Here is a 16,260-nt window from a genome sequence, read left to right on the forward strand (position 1 = left end):
GTCGGGTCCGCCACACCACCCTTACCCTGGTCAGCGCGTTGAACTTGGACCGCCTCTGCGGAGGCGAAGAGTCCCCCGAAGGTGGTCACCGTGACACCGTGAACGGCGACCGGCGGGTGCGCGTACGTGTCCCACGTCTCGGTGAACTTGGCATGCCGGCACAAAGCCACCACGAGGCGCCTCCTGGCCGAGCACGGAGTTCCCTCAGCGCTGTCCTACCTCGCCGAAGACCCAGACCAAGCCGTGAAGATCGCCGACAAGCTGGGCTACCCCGTCGTCATCAAGCCCCGAGGCCACGTGGGAAGCGCCGGCGTCCTGCGAGCCGACACCGACGACGACGTCCGCGCCGCCGTCGACCGCGCCCTGACGGACAGCATCCTCGGCCTCGAAGACTGGGCCGTGCCCGGCGCCCTGGTCGAGGAGTACATACCCGGCCCCGAAATCAGCGTAGAGGCCGTCGTCCTCGACAACCCCGAACACCTCCCGTTCGCCGCCGTCACCCGCAAGTCCCTGGGCCCCGAACCACAGTGCCAGGAAGTAGCACACAGCGTCGACGCAGCCGACCCCCTCCTCACCGACCCCGTCCTCGCCTTCATCGTCACCGCAGCAGTACGCTCCCTGGGCGCCACCCGGGCCGCCCTGCACATCGAACTCCGGCTCAGCCCCGACGGACCCCGGATCATCGAGGTCAACGGACGCCCCGCGGGCGACCGCATCCCCCTCCTCGTCGAAGAGACCACCGGCATCAACCTCCGCAAGGCCCTCGCCACCCTCGCCGCAGGCGGCACACCCGATCTGACCCCCAGCCGCGCTGACGCCGCCGCGATCGGCTTCCTCTACCCCGAACACACAGGCCGCATCGAACACCTCGCTCTGCGCGGAACCCTGCGCGAACAGGTCTGGCTGGAACGGTTCGTGTGGACTCGTGCTACCGGCACCCACGTGTCCGCACCGCCCCACGCCAGCATCGACGACCGCATCGCGCACTGGATCGTCACCGGCCCCACCGCCGAAGCCTGCACCCGGCGCCGCGTCCTGGTCACCGACCACCTCTCGGTGCACATCTCCCGCCCCGCCCACACCACGACCTGCACCACGTGACCTCCAGCTCCGCCGTCCCGGGCAGGGGACTACCGGCGTCGGGGAGCCCCGCAGTCGCCGTCATCGCCCCCCAGGCCGGCTCCCGGCACGCCCACGCCCTCCACGACCGCGACCACACCCATCGCGGTCAACCCGGTCACCGCCGCCCTCCCACCGCGGCGTTGCGGCCGGCGACGGCTACGCCCACGTCATCACCTACGACGGCGACCTGCGCCGCACACTCAAGCGACTCAGAGCGGCCGCAGTGGGGACGGTCCTGGCGGCAAGCCCGGCCGGCGTCGAACTCGCCGAACGGATCGCCTGGCACCTGCATCCCGCCACCGGCGTCCCCAGCTCGACCAGCCTGCGCACCAACGTCGGCGCCCAGGCCAAAGCCCTCGCCCGCACCGGGACCGCCACCCCCACACCCTGCGCACCAGCCGCCTCGCCGAAGCCCTCTCCTGGGCCAGCTGCGTCCCGGCCCGCGCCTGCCGACTCATGCCCGCCGTGCTCGGCACGGCCGCCGAACTAGCCCACTGCCACAGCAGCGATCAGATCGCCCGGGCCTGGCCACGGATCCAAGACGCTGCCCACCGCCACACCGGCACGAAAGACCTCGTCCTCCAGGAACTGGTACAGGGCCACGAGTACCTGGTCGACTCCACCACCCACCCCGGCCCCGGCGGCCCCCAGCACACGGTCACCGGCATCTGGGCACACCGCACCGCCGCGCCCGGACAACCGCACCGACACGGCCTCCTGCACCGCCACAATCTCCTGGCCCGCCGTCTGTCCATCGAGGCGCGCCGCGCCCTCGACGTCCTCGGCGTCGACGACGGCACCATCACCAGCCAACTCGTCTTCGCACCCGACCGCGGCCCCCTCCTGCTCTCCGCCGGCGTCGCCACCCACCGCTCCCGCGCGGACGAAACGGTCTGGAAGATCACCGGCGTGGACCCGATCGACACCGCTCTGAGACACTCACGCCCTGACCGGCCAGAGCACGGCGGCAGCGTCGGCCTGCGCATCGCACGCATCCGCCTGCAAGCCCCGCAGCCAGGAGGGCTGAGCGCCGTGCCCGTGGACCGCCTTCAGGACCTGCCGACGGTCAGGTGCCTCGACACACGCCCCAGCCCGAACCCCTTCATGGCCCCCTCGGCGGCACCCAGCTACGAGATCGTCCTCAGCCATGACAGCCGTAACGCGGTCGAGCGCGCCTACCACCACATCACAGCGCTGACAGCCCTCCCACGATCTGCCTGACCGCTCCAGCGGAGGCCCGCTCGAACAAGGCTGCCAGCGGCAAGAACCGAGCCGAGGCGGAATCGGTGAAGGCGGCGACCGCGTTCACGGCTGGTGGCCCCGGTCGTAGGCCACCACCCCGCGTCAACAGACGGCCGACAGCCGCTGCCGGATCGGCGCCTCGTGCGTACTCGCGTACGGTCTGGTCCCCGAGATCAACCAGGGCGCCATCTCCTCGCGCCGTCGCCAGCCGCCCCTCAGCCGGGTCTGTACGGGGGCGGCCTGGCACTGTCCGGGCCGGCGTTGGCGTACGGCAGGAGGGTCGCCACGGGAGACCCTCCCGAGGAGGTACGCCGCCCCACTCTAGGGCAACCATCGTTGCGCTGTTCTTGCAGGTCAGGGGTTATTTTGTGGATTGGGTAAGTCCGGAGCCGCCTACCCATGCTGATCAGGTCAGCGGCCCGGGTGGCCACGGATGCTCCGATGATCATGGTGGACTTCTCCCATGCTGGGTGCGCTGGATGGCGATTCACGCGTTTGACTGAGCGCTGGCTCAGATCGACCAACGCCGTGACCATTGGGCCGTGGTCGACCTCGATATCCCCACTCCACACTCGGTCTCCCCGGCCTCGCCACCGCGGCCATGACTGCCCAGTAATCAGGAGGAACGGGGATGGCATGAGCTGCCAGAATCAGAAGATGAACAACCAGGGGATCATCTTCGTCTGCCGACGCCACGCTGATCGGGGCGTGCTCGAAGTCGTCCCGTGCATCGGCGGCACCCCTCTCACCGACTTGATCGACCAGTTCGAGACGGAAGCTGGGATGCAACCAGCCGGCGACGCCTACGGAGGCCTTATCCCGCAGTTCTTCCGGTTCGGCCCGATGGACGACCATTTCCATGGACGATCCACCGGCGCGATGGGGCCGAAGACGCCCGTGCTCGGCTGTGAATGCGGTGAGTGGGGATGCTGGCCGCTGATGGCCAGCATCACAGTGACCCCTGACCACGTGACCTGGGACTCCTTCGAGCAACCCCACCGCAAGACACGCGACTATTCGGCGTTCGGCCCATTTCAGTTCGACCGCCTTCAATACGCTGACGCTGCCAAAGTCCTGAGTGCAGCACTGGGCTCTGACGAGACGTGAATACAACCCATCGGCCCATCACGGGGAGGAAGAAGTCGTGTTTGACCACGTCAACGGGCTAAGCCCTGAGGAGGCCGCACGCTGGACCGCGCTGGTCGAGCAGTCCCGACCAGTCCTTGAGAGCGACGGAATGGAGGCCGTCCAGACGCTCCTGGTCGAGCATGGCATGAGCATCATCCAGGCGATCGCAATCACACGGGCGCTACTGGGGAATGCGGAGACACCGCTTCGAGTCGCCATCGACATCGTGGCCACGAGCAAGGCTCGGCAGTAAGTTCAGAGAAGCCTGCATCCGGTGCTCGATGCTCAGGCCGGACCCAGCTCAACGAGCACGGCTCGTCGAGATCCGCGACAACCTCATCGCACGGATCGCCGAGGCCGAGCGCGAAGGATGGCTGGGCGAGGTCGAGGGACTACAGGTCAGCCTCGCCGGCGCTCAGGACAAGCTGGCCCAGCTGGATGCCGAAGCAGCCCGCCGGTCCACCAGCGTCAGCCTGGGCATGCCGACCTTCGGTCAGATCGCCGTACGCATAGAGGAGGCGAACGGACCATCTGCAGATGGCTGATCAGGCTGCGATCGGTATTTCAGAGAAGCGACGCTGGACTGGATCGCCCGTCCCCGCACTAGAAACCTTGAACTCGCCGACGGTAGTGGCCCTCAGTGGCTGGGTCGGAACTAAGGATGTGGTCGTAGCGCGCGGTAAGCCCGCCAGCGACGGTGGCCGGCCGAAGGTGGACGGATACCGTCTCGCCCACAGCGGCCTCGACCACCCTCCCCTTGTCCAGGTTGGACAGATACAGGACGTCGGCGCGCATCACCGGTACTGCTTCGGCATCAGGCACTGCGGCGGGCACGGTGAGCGCCGTGATGGCGAGCGCGGCGGCGGCGAGCATGGTCCTGCTGAGCATGTAGTCCTCCTTGGACGATCGGGAGCCCAGAGCCAGTCAACCGCCACCCCGGCATCCACGATCATCACCAGCCGACTCACCCGAACGGCCCTGCCCCACCACCTGCGGTTCGATTCGTCGTATGGGCCACGGTGGCCCCCGCGGCGCCGACTATCACCAGCCGCCCGTTCCACGACGCCAGCCAATCTCCCCAGCGTCTGACCGCAGCGACACCCGAATGATCATCGGAGGGATCAGAAACACGCACTCAGCTTGTTCTTTTTCTTCCGGGCTCGGACAACGTCTCGAACGGGGTCTCTCACCAGGGAGTTTGCCGGACGTTGGAGCGGCCTTCGTCTGATCCTGTGCTCCGACCAAGGAGCGCGCATGACCGAGACGAAGGCCGTGGTGGCGAGTCTGCCGCCTGATGATGTCCGCCCGGAAGCGTTCGCGGAAGCGTCACGCTTCCGGGGCGCCTTCTACGCGTGTCTCAGTGCCCGGCGCGACGAGTTGTTCGAGTTGGTGGACGCGGTGCTGTGTGCCGACGGCCCGGTGAAAACGCCGGTGGATCTGACGCTGGTGGCCGAGCACCGGCGTGGGCACGGCGCGTTGTATGGCGCCCTTAACCGTGGGATGGACGTCGACCGTCTCCGGACGGTGCTGGCCGGGCTGCCGCTGCCGCGTTTCGACGGCGGGCGACTGGTGCTCGCGGTCGACGTGTCGCCGTGGCTGCGCTCGGACGCACCGTGCTCGGCAGACCGGCTGTTCTGCCACGTCTACGGCCCGAGCGAAGTCCGCCTCCCAGTTCATCCCGGGTTGGCCGTACTCCTTCGTCGCCGTCCTCGAACCGGGAGCCACCTCGTGGACGTCGATCCTGGACGTGGTCCGGCTCGGACCCGAAGACGATGCGACCGCCATCACCGCCACCCAACTCCGGGCCGTGGCCGAGCGGCTCATCTCAGCCGGTCAGTGGCGCCCGGCGACCCGGACATCACGATCGTCATGGACGCGGGTTACGACGTCACCCGCCTGGCCTGGGTCCTGCGGGATCTTCCTGTCGAGTTGGTCGGGTGGATCCGCAGTGACCGGGTGATGCGGCTGCCGAAGCCCTCGCCCAAGGAGTACGCCCTGGCCTGTCCCCAGGGTGGGCGACCGCCGAAGCACGGCAAGGAGTTCCGCTTCGCCAAACCCGAGACCTGGCCCGAACCAGAAGTCACCACGGCCACCGACACCGTGAACTACGGCAAGGCCGAAACGCAGGCATGGGACCGGGTCCACCCTCGGCTGACCCACCGCTCGGCCTGGCTGGAGTACGACGGCGAACTCCCCGTCATCGAGGGCACCTTGGTCCGTCTCAAAGTCGAGCACCTCTCCAAGGAGCGGGAGGCACCACCGGTCTGGCTGTGGTCCTCGAAGACTGGCGCCGCCCCGGCGGACGTGGACCGCTGGTGGCAGGGGTTCTTAAGGAGGTTCGACCTGGAGCACACCTTCCGGTTCGGAAAGCAGACGCTCGGCTGGACCACCCCGAAACTGCGTACGCCCGAGGCGGCAGACCGCTGGACCTGGCTCCTGGTCGTCGCACACACCCAGCTCAGGCTCGCCCGGCCGCTGGCCGCCGACCTCCGCCGGCCCTGGGAAAAGCCGACCAGGCCCGAACGCCTCACCCCGGCCCGGGTCCGCCGAGGGTTCAGGAACATCAGAGCCCCCCTGCTCTGCCCGGCCCGTGTTCCCCAACCTCGTGGAGCCGGTCCCGGACGGCCGCTCGGAACCAAGAACCGCCGTCCCGCACCCCGCTACGACGTGGGCAAGACCGTCAAGCGCCCCGAGACCCTCAAGGCCATCGGCAGACCCGGTAGATCTTGGTCGATAAAGAACAAGCTCAGCTTGAGTTTTAACCTCCGGGGTTCGAACCCCGGGAGCCATCCCTACGTTTGCGCCCTTGGCGTACTGGTGTTGCGTGTTGCTTACGCTGGTGCACAGGAGTTTTGGGACACAGGCTGGCAGGAGAGCCGTCCAGCCGGTGTGCGGAAACCTTCCTGGTGCTGAGCCTTGCCCCTGACCCATGGGTCAGGGTTTAGCGTCCGGCCATGAACGCGACTCACCGTCTCGTACGCCTGGCCCGCCGCCCCGATGGCTTGCCGACCCCGGACGACTTCATTCTGGAACAGGCGTCCATCCCCCGACCTGAGGTCGGCCAGATACTCGTCCGCAACACCCATTTCCTCGTCTTCCCGGGCTTGCGCACCCTCATCGGGGGCGAGACACGCGATGTCCCGCTGCCGCCGCTGCACCCCGGCGACGCCCTGTTCGGCCCCGCGATCGGCGAGGTGGTCGATGGCCCGCTGCGTAAGGGGCAGCTGGTGCTGCACCTTCAGGGCTGGCGGGAGTACGCGACGCCTGCCGCCGCCGAGTGCCGGCTGCTGGACAGCACCCTGCCCGACCCCGTGGCCTATCTCGCCCAGGGCTCCGCGGCCTACGGCGCGCTGACCCGGCTGGCCGAGGTCAAGGAGGGTCACACCGTGTTCGTGACCGGCGCCGCGGGTGCTGTGGGCACCATGGCGGGCCAGATCGCCCGGCTGCTGGGCGCCGTCCGAGTGGTGGGCAGCACCGGCTCACCGGACAAGGCTCAGCGACTGGAGCGGGAGCTCGGCTACGACGCCCTCGTGCTGCGCGGAGCGGCCCCCGTCGGCAGGCAACTCGCCGAGGCGGCGCCGGACGGCATCGACGTCGTCCTGGACACCGTAGGCGGCGAACAGTTGACGGCCGCCGTGCACGCGGCGAACCGGGGCGCACGGTTCGCCCTGGTCGGCGCGTTGGACGGCCAGCTGTCCCCGGAACGGGCGGGCGGGAGCGCACCGACTGTGCTCGACACCTACCGATTGCTGACCCGGGGCATCACCATCGCCGGCTACAGCGGCGTGCACCACCCTGATGTCGAGGCGGAGTGGGAGGCCTGCTTCGGAGACTGGCTGCGGGCGGGTGACATCCATTTCCCGTACACCCCGGTCCGCGGAATGGATCACGCCCCGGGGGCGTTGCCCGCACTGATCGCTGGGCGCTCCTTCGGGGCGGCAATCGTGGAGTTGTAGGACAGGGCGGAGCAGGCATGCGGATCGGCGAGGCAGCGGCGGCAGCCGGCACCACACCGCGCGCTCTGCGCCTGTATGAGGCCCGCGGCCTGCTTCGACCGCCGCCACGCACCGCGTCCGGTCAACGTGAGTACGGCTCCGCCGAGGTGGCCCGCGTCCGCGTCATTCGCAGCCTTCTGGCCCTGGGCCTCACCCTGGAGGACCTCCGCCGCCGCACCCACCGCCTGGACCTCCTCGTCCAGGACCAGTCGTCGGCATCCTGTGCCAGCAGCCCCGGCGAGTTCAGTGACGTCGTGGCCGATCGCTTGGCGGCCCTGGACGCGGAGATCGCCCGCCTCACACGCTTACGGCAGGAACTCGCCGCAGCTGCAGGAGGCGCGCAATGTGCCCCGGGCTCGCCGACCCCCCACAACGACAGCGTGCCCGCACCTGAGCTTGAGTGCTGATCTGCGACCTGCCGGGCCGACGTTCGTGGTCTCAGTCTGCCGCTCGTGCACGACGTCGCACGCGGCCGTCCCGCAAGGGCAATGCCGCCGCGTCTTCGAACCCCCGGGGGTTAAAACTCAAGCTCAGCTCGGGTGGTACGGCACGGCGGCCGCGAGCCGCTCGGACCTCGGCACCGCGATCACGATGACGTTCGAATATCGACGGCCATCGTGATCGACGGAAGGTCAGGCGGATGGACTGGCTGCGTCCGATTTGCCCTGGGACCGTGCCGGGCCGGAAAAGTGGGGCCAATTGCGCTGATAACGCCACCAGACCGCGAAGCGGCCAGGCTCACCGGTCAGCCCTCGAGGCCTCCGTAGTAGCGGAGCCACCACCAGGACTGCGGGCCCGGGAGCCCGTCGACGGTCAGCCCTGCGCTGAAGGCCGAGTTCATGTAGCGCTGGAACGCCTTCATCGCTGTCTGGGAGTGGCTGCCGAAGACCCCGTCGATGGTGCCGGGGTTGAACGAGGGAAAGTCGTGGCTGTTCGCGTAGTCCTTCAGTAGGCACTGGGCCTCGATACCCGCGCTGCTCACTGACGTGGTCGACGGGACTGCCGACCACGTCGTTGAGTGCCCCGCGAACTCGTAGTAGTAGGTGTCCACGGTCCAGTAGTAGCTGCAGGAGTACGCCTGGGCGGAGGCTGGTGCGGCGTGGAGAGCCGGCGTGGCTGCCTCCGCAGCGGTTACTGATCCAAGGGCCATTAAGACGGCTGCGGCCGCAGCCGCGATGCTCTGACGAATCACGAAGCTTCCTCCCTTGACGAATTCCCGACTCGGAGTCCAAAACGCCGACTCCGGGAATTCCCTGACGGCTGATGCGGCCCGCTCCCCCATGCGTTGAGGCAGCCTGACTGGGCGCGGTGCGCCGGGAGCCAGGGCCCTCGATGTGGTGCGGCCTGAGCGAGCTTCTCGAAGCAGCTGTGCCGATCGCCACAGGTAGCGGGCGTCTCGCGATATCCCGGGACGACCCAGGCCGTGACGTGCAGCGATGTGTGAATGGAAACGGCTTCCCGGGAAATCCTGCTGCGTCGTCGGCGGGCGTGACGTTGTTGGCCTGATTCATGTGGCGGGACACCGCCTTGAGGCAAGCGGGGTCGCAGAGAAGGCTCGGCATCCAGGAGAATCGTGCTCAGGGGTAATGCCATGAGATGGAGACAGCTGCCCGAGACTTTGGATCCCAACGGCCGACGACTCGTGCAGGAGTTGCGGCGGTTGAAGGATCATAGCGGTCTCACCTTGCAGTTGCTCCAGGCCAAGACGCCTTTCAGTGGCTCGTCGTGGGAGCGGTACCTCAACGGCAAGGCACTGCCCCCCGCTGCGGCGGTTGAAGCCCTCGCCGGTCTGACCGATGCTGACGCTTCACGGTTGCTGGCCCTGCGACACGCAGCACAGGAATCTGGCGCTATGCCAGAACGCCCGCATCGTGATCGTGTCGCCGAGACAGCCCATCAGCAGGCCGCCGCCCCCTCCGGCCCTGCCTCTGCCGCTCGCGTGGGCCTGGGCGAAAGCCGAGATCACGATCAAAGGCCGGAGAGAATGCACTGGGTGGCCCTCTCCATCGTCGGAGGCGCCCTGTTGGTCTCCGCCGTCGTTTCCGGGTGGCTGATCGCCGACCGCCCGAACGCCGCCAGCCGTCCCTCGGGCAGCGCCACTGGAGTGGGCAGGTACAGCTGCGCCTACGTGAGGCACGGAGACCTGATGCTCGCCGGCAACAGCACCACCAACTCCCGCCTCGTCGCATTGAACAACACGGGCCCCGATGTGGCGGAAGTCCAGTGCCTCCTGCGCCGCCATCACCTGTCCCCGGGCGACGTGGACGGCTACTACGGCGAGCGAACCGAAGCACAGGTGAAGACGCTGCAGCAGCAGGACCATGTCTCCCCGGACGGAATCGTCGGTGAGCAGACCTGGTCTTTGCTGCGCCACGTGGAATGACCGTGAACCACGTCGAGAAAGGAAGATCCCAGCTATGGGGCACTTACCCGGCAGGTCCCACTGGCGGACGTTGCCACAGAATTTGCCAGCCGCGTACCGGGATCTGGTCAACGACCTGCGTCACCTCAAGGACCGCAGCCGGTTGAGCCTGACGGAGCTGGGGCAAAAGACCGCCATCAGCAAATCGTCCTGGGAGCGGTATCTCAACGCCAAGCATTTTCCTCCCAGGCATGCCGTGCAGGCGCTGTGCCGGGCGGCGCAGGTAGACGAGGAAGCCGTCCTGGCGCGGTGGGAACGTGCGGAGGCGGAATGGAACCGAGGCGGGAACACCTCATCCCCCGCCGAACCCAAGCCGGACCAGAGCACCGCTCATGCTGACGGGAGCCACGACAAGGAGCCCAAGGCCCCGCGCAGCCCCATGCGTCGAGCGCTGCTCGCTGTTTCCACACTGATCACCGTGCGGCCTCGGGCCACCACGGCGGCAGTTCTGCTCCTGGGTACGGCGATGCTCGTACCCGCCGCGATCATTCATGCTTCCTACGGGACCGGCCGGGCGTCCGACGCCCGGCCGCCTATCTGTCGTCTGCGCTCCTGCGAGGGCCGCGATCCGATGACAACGGCGTGCGAAGATCCCGTAACGGTGGGTTCGCGGACGGCGGCCGACGGCACCCGGCTGGAGATCCGTCTCAGCCCGAGCTGTCAGGCCGGGTGGGTACGCAGCTGGCCCACACACCGCGATTTCCGCATCGAGGTCACCAGCCCTGACGGACATGCCCAGGCCGCCACCACTCCAACTGCCCTGCCTACGGCTGGAGGGATGGTCACCACCACCATGATCGCGGCTGCGCACGCCACGGGACTGCGGTGCTGCTACTACCCCTCAGCTGGCCGACCGGGCCGGGAGTGCTTCAACGCAGGTTCCTGAGCTTCACTCCGTCAGTGGTCTTCTCACGCCGGGGTTGCGCGACAGTGAGGGCGACTCGCCGTGCGTGAAAATGATCACGGGTTGGGCGACAGCCGGACTGAGTTCAGTCCACCGACAGGGGCGGACCTCCGGGGAGCGCGGTCAGGTGCGGCCGCTTCAGGTCTGGCGTGTTGTCCCCGCTTCTCGGGTACGGCCGCCTGCCAGTGGGTGCCGCCGAAGTACGGCATCATGGCCTCGTCATAGCCTTCACGCTGGCAGAAGCGGTGCAGTTCGTTCGTGAAGAGGGTGAACAGCACCTCGTCTCGTGGTGCGGCAAGGCACTGCCGGATCAGCGAGTACGGCGCGCTCTTCAGGTCGAACGGATCGACCACCCACAGGACGGGGGTCTCCGCGCGGCCGGCGCGCGAGGGCGGACAGTCGGGGCTGCTGCTCGGCGAACTTGCCGGGCGGCTGGATGCTGATGTGCAGCTTCGGCGCCTTGGGCAGCTTGGCGAACTGCCGATGCAGTTCCTCCACCCGGTCAGGGCGTTCTTCGAGGCATATGAGGTTGAGCCGGTTGAAGCGCTGGTAGGCGGTGTGCTCGAGGAAGGTTCTGGCGATCACGACGGGCGAGCCGGGCGGGCTGTCGGTGTACACGCCAGGGCCGGCGAAGGCGTCCACAATCGTGGCCTCGGGAAACGTCTGACAGCTCTTGCCCATCCAGCACTGCAGGTAGTGCCGATACACGAGGTGCTTGACCTGAGTGTGCGGATCGCTCTTCCAGACCGTCCGCTCCTTCAGTTCCTCCGCTCGCCGCATGGCTTCTCCCCCTGACCCCACACCGGTTGGACACCCAGCGTCACCGCTGCGGGACTTATTGTCCTGTGACGCCGAGTGGCACCGTGGCGCCACGCCAGGACCCCTGCACCCGGACTGTCCACAACCCGCACACCCACACCGACATGCCGCGCAGCTTCATCCGAGAGACGACAACGACAGACAGCCCATTCGCCGACAACCCCCTACAAAAACAGGACGAAAGAGGGGCTATCGAGTTTGGTCACCCGATGCCGAGTCGGCTCCCGGTTCATGAGCGGTCAGGAGCGGCGGCGCCTGGTGCAGCACATCGTGGATTGGCAGCGCTGCGGCCTTGAAGACCCAGGTGCGGTAGGACCAGAAGCGGAAGAGGGTAGCCAGCCCGATGCCGGCGAATTTGAAGATGTTGCTCTGCAACGGACTGTCCCAGCCGAAGGCATAGGTTGCCACATAGAGCACACCGTTCTCGATCACCAGTCCGGCTCCGCTGAACGTTAGGAAGAGGCTTAGCTCGCGGGCACGGCTGGTCTTGTCGCGGTCCCGATAGGTGAAGTAGCGAAAGCCCAAGTAGTTGATGGCAATGGCGACGACGGTTGCGATGATGCCGGCTCTGACCACGCGCAGGTTGATGACATGCCGGACTAGGTTGAAGACTGAGATGTTGACTAGGACGCCTGCCCCGCCGACGGCACTGAATTTTGTAATCTCGGGGAAGAAGTACTTGACCCGCCCCCATAGTCCCGTCGGCTTGGCGCCGCGATTGTTTGTATTCTTCATGGCTCTAAGGTGCCTGTTGAGGTTCCGCAGTGGCGTCAGAGGCTTGTTGTTTCGTGCTCACCATCACTGATTTCTGGTAGCTTGGGCAGGCCGTCCCCGTGCTTGGTTTGGTACGCAGTCCCGGCAGTCGTGTGATCGCAAAAGGGAGGCCAAATACCACCGGTGTCCAGATCAGGACGCCCAGTCTGTCTCCGTCGGTACCTAGCGGATGCGACACCACGGTCAAAACCCCCATTGCCGCCGCGGCTACGGCCAAGTAGCCGAGTACTGGAGCCCAGCGCAGTAGGGCCCATCCCGCAACACCTGTCAGCACCAGGAACAAGGGCAACGCCGCCTGCTGCTGAAGCCACTCCCACCAGTAATGAACGTTCAGCTCAGCAAGCAGTGTCCAGGGATTCGCCACATCGGGCCGGTGGAAGTGACGAGTGAACGTGTCTTGGAGGGTGTCCCTCGTGCCCGGCAGTCCCAGCAACCGCATGAGGGACAACGTGGCGGCGGCTGCCGTGGATGCGAGCGCGGCCAGTATTACGGTGCCAGCATGGCGGGTGTTTGGGACAAAGATCCAGCACAGGACCACGACTGAGATCAGGCAAAGACCCAGCAGAAGACCAGAAGAGTATTTCACGGCGCAAGCCGCGGTTAGTCCGGCGGCCAGTGCACCGCTGGCGAGTACCACGTGGCGTCGGCCAAGGAGGCACCAGGTTGCCAGCAGCACGGCGATCACCGTGGCATTGAGCGTGCCGTCAGCGAGCGGCCGCATACTCCATACCCCGAGTGGGCTCAGCAGATATACCCCTTGACCGAGCAGCATGCCCAGTGTGCCACTCCCTGCGGCATGCAGCAGAAGCCCGGTGAGTAACGCGGCTGCGGCTGTGATGAATACGTCCGTCACCCACAGCCCGCCGCCCACCCCGAATGCCGCAATGGCTGGGGAGGCGAGAGCTGGGTAACCAGGGCGGCCGTTAAAGATGGCCTGGTAACGAGTCCTTTGCGTCGGAGTGGTCGCTGCGTAGGCTGCATACTGCTGTGCACACCTCCGGTAGGAGGCCGTTTGTGGTGAAGGCTCACGAAAGCGGATGGGGTCGACTCGAGCAGTCCGGGCCTCTTCGGAGGCCTTGCTTGCACACCACCACTTCCACGCCTCCTGTTCGGCCTGAGCGTGGGGCTTTCCCAGTATCTGCAGACTGATACGTGCGTACTCATAGGAATCGCCGGTGATGCCTGTCCACCGCGGGCCAACGAGACATTGGAGCGCGATGAAGATCACGGGTGCGAGCAGCGGAAAAAGCTTTCGTCCATAGCCCGTGACGCACGGTGGCGCGAGGTGTCGCAGAATTCTCCATGGCAGCACTGACGCAGCGGAGACTGGCGGCGGTGTAGACAATGCAGACCTCGCGGGGGGGGGGAGCGGCATGCCGGAGACGAACATAACAGGTATAGTTGGGCAATTTGAATTCCCGCGCCGCTATTAGGATCTTAGGTCCCGGCGGCGCCAACTCAATTGGCTGCGCAGTGTGCGATGACGCTGGGTGGCCCACTGGGCGATTGCGGCGCTACTGACGGCCAGTCACCATCGAGGGTTGGGGCCGCGGAGGGCTCTCAAAGGACAGCTCCGGGTGAGACGGCGCGATAGGTCAGATCTCGATGGGCTGTTGCCTTCTGCGCCGGTGCCGGGCACTGAGGTAAGCGCTCACTCGAACGGGCTACGTCGGGAACCGGAGGCAGGGGCTCCGTGATCTTTTGCGCCGTAGCCGCTGCTGCTGAGGGGCGCGGGTGGCGTGATGAACCTCTTGTCGGGTTCGGGTGAGTGGCTGACCATGCATTACAGACGGTTAGTTGAGCCGTGATGGAGTGGGGGCTCTATGTCCAGCGGAACGGGCGGGGATTACTGGAAAGACAAGGCTCTGCCGAGCGTGTTCAAGCACGAGTTGCTGAAGCGCTATTTGCCTCAGTTCGGCGGCATGACGGGGTTTCAGTCGCAGGACAAGCGCGTGGTCTATCTGGACGGGTACGCAGGTGAGGGCCGATACGAGAACGGCGATCCTGCCTCAGCGGAGATCGCCCTGCGGGTGGCCTCCTACTTCCGTGCCCGGCATGGAATCACCATGGAATGCTTCTTTACGGAGGCACAGCAGAAGTCGTTCGAGCGGTTGAACCAGGTTGTCGAGCACTACAAGGCCAGCAAGGTGCTGGCCCATGCCCGCCGCGGCGAGGTCGACACAGTTCTCGACAGCGTGGTTCAGCGGGCTGCGCGCGCGCCGCTGTTCCTCTTCCTGGACCCGTGCGGGCTGGTTCTGCCTAAGCGTCGGCTCGTGGATGTGCTGGCACGGCAGCGGCCGCAGAAGAAGCCGCCGACCGAGCTGCTGATGAACTTCAGCATGATGGCCGTGTGGCGCCTGGGTGGTCACGTCCGCTCCCCGAAAGGCAACGAGAGGTCGCTACAGCGCTTCGACGACGTGTGCGGCGGCACCTGGTGGCGGGGGTACTTCGCCGAAGCCGCTGCCCCCACGGCGAAAGAGGGTGCCGCTGAGGACGCCATCGAGGCCGTGGCAGCTGAGTACTCCCGTCTGCTTGCCCAGCGCACCGGCATGTTCGTGCAGTCGGTACCGGTCTCCCACGATGCGCACAAGCGTGCTGTCTACCGGCTGGTCTTCGCCACGCGCAGTCAGTACGGCCTGTGGGTGTTCGGCGATTCAGTCGCCCGGGCCCGGGACGAATGGTGGAAGACGCTGGACGCGCGCGAGGAGAGCGAGGGGAAGCTGGCGCTGTGGCCCATGCGCCCGGACCCGAAGGAGATCGCGCTCGGGGCGATTCCCAAGATCGCAGACAACCTGGAGAAGGTTCTGCTGCGCAGCCGACGGCCGGTCAAACTCGTGGACTACACGCTGGAGATCTTCGGGGACTTCTACGGGCAGGTGACCGAACCGGCGGCGCGCCAAGCTGTACAGCACCTGCACAAGCAGGGCAAGACGCCGAGCGACGGTGCGGGTGTGAAGAGGACCCGGGAGATCACGGTCCATCCCAGGAGTGCCGCCGCATGACGGGCCGGTCCGGGCAGCGCTGTGCCCGGACCGCTCACACGGCAACTGGCAGCGGCATCTGGTCCCAGGTCCGGCCGTCAAGCTCACGGCCGCCTGCCTTCGGTGTTCGGCCGCCCCACTGCTTGAAGAAGAACGCCACCTGCGCTTGCTGGCAGGTATCGCGGATCTGGGTCACCCATGCTTCGTTCAGCGGCCGATGCCCCGGTCCGGATTCGCCTCCCGCGATGACCCAGTCGATCGCTGTCAGTTCCAGGCCGTCCAGGGGACCCAACAGCGGCTCACACGACAGGAATTTCACCGCCGCCGGCACCTGCCGCAGGTCGTCCACACGCGGCAGTTCCTTCGCGCTCTCCACCGAGACGCCCATCCACAGGTTCGCCGGCCACTCCAGGCGATCGGCTACCTGCCTCAGGCGCCGCGCCCGTTTGGTCAGGACCTGGTAGGTGTGCTGCGGAGTGTCAGCGATCACGTCGAAGACGCGGCGCACATAGTCGAGCGGGACCCTGGCGTGGAACAGGTCGCTCATCGAGTTCACGAACACGGTGCGTGGGCTCTTCCATCCGTACGGCACCGTCAGCGCGTCTGGATGCACCGTCAGCCCGAAACCGGGCCCGGACGTCCGCGGGTCGCCGTCGGCCTGGTACTTCGGCGAGCCCATCGCCTTCAAGCGCTTCGCCAGCGTCAACGCGTAGCAGTTGTCGCAGCCTTCGGAAACGCGGTCACATCCTGTGGTCGGGTTCCACGTCGCCTCGGTCCACTCGATCGAACTGCGATCACCCACGGCCGGCTCTCCATCCCCTCGAACCGGGCCTGTCCGCCCGTACCGCTGTGACTTGTCGTGCCCAACGAGAC

General features: G+C 66.8%; 17 protein-coding genes. 11 read left to right on the plus strand and 6 right to left on the minus strand.

Annotated elements, in window-relative coordinates; all coding sequences use genetic code 11:
- Positions 1 to 141: 141 nt before the first annotated feature.
- From AB0N16_RS31155 to AB0N16_RS31175, 5 genes are all read left to right on the plus strand, one after another.
- On the plus strand, positions 142 to 1,101 hold the full coding sequence (locus AB0N16_RS31155; protein ID WP_365802472.1) for an ATP-grasp domain-containing protein: 960 nt from the start codon (positions 142 to 144) through the stop codon (positions 1,099 to 1,101).
- Between the two features lie 477 nt (positions 1,102 to 1,578).
- Positions 1,579 to 2,343 carry a hypothetical protein gene (locus AB0N16_RS31160; RefSeq protein ID WP_365802474.1) on the plus strand — a complete coding sequence of 255 codons (765 nt, stop codon included), beginning with the start codon at positions 1,579 to 1,581 and terminating at the stop codon, positions 2,341 to 2,343.
- Positions 2,344 to 3,021: 678 nt separating this feature from the next.
- The gene (locus tag AB0N16_RS31165) at positions 3,022 to 3,471 is read left to right on the plus strand and encodes a hypothetical protein (protein ID WP_365802476.1); all 450 of its coding nucleotides are present in this window, start codon (positions 3,022 to 3,024) and stop codon (positions 3,469 to 3,471) included.
- A gap of 37 nt (positions 3,472 to 3,508) precedes the next feature.
- The gene (locus tag AB0N16_RS31170; RefSeq protein ID WP_365802478.1) at positions 3,509 to 3,745 is read left to right on the plus strand and encodes a hypothetical protein; all 237 of its coding nucleotides are present in this window, start codon (positions 3,509 to 3,511) and stop codon (positions 3,743 to 3,745) included.
- Positions 3,746 to 3,773: 28 nt separating this feature from the next.
- Positions 3,774 to 4,037, plus strand: coding sequence for a hypothetical protein (locus AB0N16_RS31175; protein WP_365802480.1), 264 nt, complete (start codon positions 3,774 to 3,776; stop codon positions 4,035 to 4,037).
- 58 nt (positions 4,038 to 4,095) lie between these two features.
- Here AB0N16_RS31175 and AB0N16_RS31180 read toward each other — a convergent pair whose 3' ends face one another.
- Positions 4,096 to 4,380, minus strand: coding sequence for a hypothetical protein (locus AB0N16_RS31180; protein ID WP_365802482.1), 285 nt, complete (start codon positions 4,378 to 4,380; stop codon positions 4,096 to 4,098).
- A gap of 366 nt (positions 4,381 to 4,746) precedes the next feature.
- On the opposite strand from AB0N16_RS31180, the gene AB0N16_RS31185 reads away from it, so the two are divergent.
- The 3 genes from AB0N16_RS31185 to AB0N16_RS31195 are packed head-to-tail and all read left to right on the plus strand — an operon-like array spanning position 4,747 to position 7,894.
- Positions 4,747 to 6,405, plus strand: coding sequence for a transposase (locus tag AB0N16_RS31185; protein WP_365802484.1), 1,659 nt, complete (start codon positions 4,747 to 4,749; stop codon positions 6,403 to 6,405).
- Positions 6,406 to 6,446: 41 nt separating this feature from the next.
- Positions 6,447 to 7,448, plus strand: a complete 1,002-nt coding sequence (locus tag AB0N16_RS31190) for an NADP-dependent oxidoreductase (RefSeq protein WP_365802486.1) — start codon at positions 6,447 to 6,449, stop codon at positions 7,446 to 7,448.
- A 17-nt stretch (positions 7,449 to 7,465) separates the two neighbouring features.
- Positions 7,466 to 7,894 (plus strand): MerR family transcriptional regulator, encoded by a 429-nt coding sequence (locus AB0N16_RS31195; protein WP_365802488.1) that lies wholly within the window; start codon positions 7,466 to 7,468, stop codon positions 7,892 to 7,894.
- Positions 7,895 to 8,232: 338 nt separating this feature from the next.
- On the opposite strand, the gene AB0N16_RS31200 is transcribed toward AB0N16_RS31195, so the two are convergent.
- The gene (locus AB0N16_RS31200; RefSeq protein ID WP_365802490.1) at positions 8,233 to 8,679 is read right to left on the minus strand and encodes a peptidoglycan-binding domain-containing protein; all 447 of its coding nucleotides are present in this window, start codon (positions 8,677 to 8,679) and stop codon (positions 8,233 to 8,235) included.
- A gap of 399 nt (positions 8,680 to 9,078) precedes the next feature.
- Here AB0N16_RS31200 and AB0N16_RS31205 point away from each other — a divergent pair, with 399 nt between their 5' ends.
- Entirely contained in the window at positions 9,079 to 9,870 is a 792-nt protein-coding gene (locus tag AB0N16_RS31205) for a peptidoglycan-binding protein (RefSeq protein ID WP_365802492.1), read from the plus strand.
- A gap of 70 nt (positions 9,871 to 9,940) precedes the next feature.
- Positions 9,941 to 10,795, plus strand: a complete 855-nt coding sequence (locus AB0N16_RS31210) for a helix-turn-helix domain-containing protein (RefSeq protein WP_365802494.1) — start codon at positions 9,941 to 9,943, stop codon at positions 10,793 to 10,795.
- Positions 10,796 to 11,041: 246 nt separating this feature from the next.
- Here AB0N16_RS31210 and tcmP (AB0N16_RS31215) read toward each other — a convergent pair whose 3' ends face one another.
- From tcmP (AB0N16_RS31215) to AB0N16_RS31225, 3 genes are all read right to left on the minus strand, one after another.
- Positions 11,042 to 11,593, minus strand: a complete 552-nt coding sequence (gene tcmP / locus AB0N16_RS31215) for a three-Cys-motif partner protein TcmP (protein WP_365802496.1) — start codon at positions 11,591 to 11,593, stop codon at positions 11,042 to 11,044.
- Positions 11,594 to 11,821: 228 nt separating this feature from the next.
- Positions 11,822 to 12,367 (minus strand): GtrA family protein, encoded by a 546-nt coding sequence (locus AB0N16_RS31220; RefSeq protein ID WP_365802498.1) that lies wholly within the window; start codon positions 12,365 to 12,367, stop codon positions 11,822 to 11,824.
- A 4-nt stretch (positions 12,368 to 12,371) separates the two neighbouring features.
- Positions 12,372 to 13,634: a hypothetical protein gene (locus AB0N16_RS31225; RefSeq protein WP_365802500.1), complete on the minus strand. Its 1,263-nt coding sequence runs from the start codon at positions 13,632 to 13,634 to the stop codon at positions 12,372 to 12,374.
- Between the two features lie 595 nt (positions 13,635 to 14,229).
- Between AB0N16_RS31225 and tcmP (AB0N16_RS31230) the strand changes: the two genes are divergently transcribed.
- On the plus strand, positions 14,230 to 15,408 hold the full coding sequence (gene tcmP, locus AB0N16_RS31230; protein WP_365802502.1) for a three-Cys-motif partner protein TcmP: 1,179 nt from the start codon (positions 14,230 to 14,232) through the stop codon (positions 15,406 to 15,408).
- Between the two features lie 34 nt (positions 15,409 to 15,442).
- Here the strand turns inward: tcmP (AB0N16_RS31230) and AB0N16_RS31235 are convergent, their stop codons facing one another.
- Complete coding sequence (locus tag AB0N16_RS31235) at positions 15,443 to 16,189, minus strand: phage Gp37/Gp68 family protein (protein ID WP_365802504.1); 747 nt, start codon at positions 16,187 to 16,189, stop codon at positions 15,443 to 15,445.
- Between the last annotated feature and the right edge of the window lie 71 nt (positions 16,190 to 16,260).

It is taken from the genome of Streptomyces sp. NPDC051105 (assembly GCF_040682795.1).
In the GTDB taxonomy this organism is placed as follows: domain Bacteria; phylum Actinomycetota; class Actinomycetes; order Streptomycetales; family Streptomycetaceae; genus Streptomyces.

Coding starts and splice junctions, on each gene's coding strand:
- AB0N16_RS31160 (WP_365802474.1), top strand. CDS start 1,579: ATGCCCGCCGTGCTCGGCACGGCCGCCGAACTAGCCCACTGCCACAGC.
- AB0N16_RS31165 (WP_365802476.1), top strand. CDS start 3,022: ATGAACAACCAGGGGATCATCTTCGTCTGCCGACGCCACGCTGATCGG.
- AB0N16_RS31175 (WP_365802480.1), top strand. CDS start 3,774: ATGCTCAGGCCGGACCCAGCTCAACGAGCACGGCTCGTCGAGATCCGC.
- AB0N16_RS31180 (WP_365802482.1), bottom strand. CDS start 4,380: ATGCTCAGCAGGACCATGCTCGCCGCCGCCGCGCTCGCCATCACGGCG.
- AB0N16_RS31185 (WP_365802484.1), top strand. CDS start 4,747: ATGACCGAGACGAAGGCCGTGGTGGCGAGTCTGCCGCCTGATGATGTC.
- AB0N16_RS31190 (WP_365802486.1), top strand. CDS start 6,447: ATGAACGCGACTCACCGTCTCGTACGCCTGGCCCGCCGCCCCGATGGC.
- AB0N16_RS31195 (WP_365802488.1), top strand. CDS start 7,466: ATGCGGATCGGCGAGGCAGCGGCGGCAGCCGGCACCACACCGCGCGCT.
- AB0N16_RS31205 (WP_365802492.1), top strand. CDS start 9,079: ATGAGATGGAGACAGCTGCCCGAGACTTTGGATCCCAACGGCCGACGA.
- tcmP (WP_365802496.1), bottom strand. CDS start 11,593: ATGCGGCGAGCGGAGGAACTGAAGGAGCGGACGGTCTGGAAGAGCGAT.
- AB0N16_RS31220 (WP_365802498.1), bottom strand. CDS start 12,367: ATGAAGAATACAAACAATCGCGGCGCCAAGCCGACGGGACTATGGGGG.
- tcmP (WP_365802502.1), top strand. CDS start 14,230: ATGTCCAGCGGAACGGGCGGGGATTACTGGAAAGACAAGGCTCTGCCG.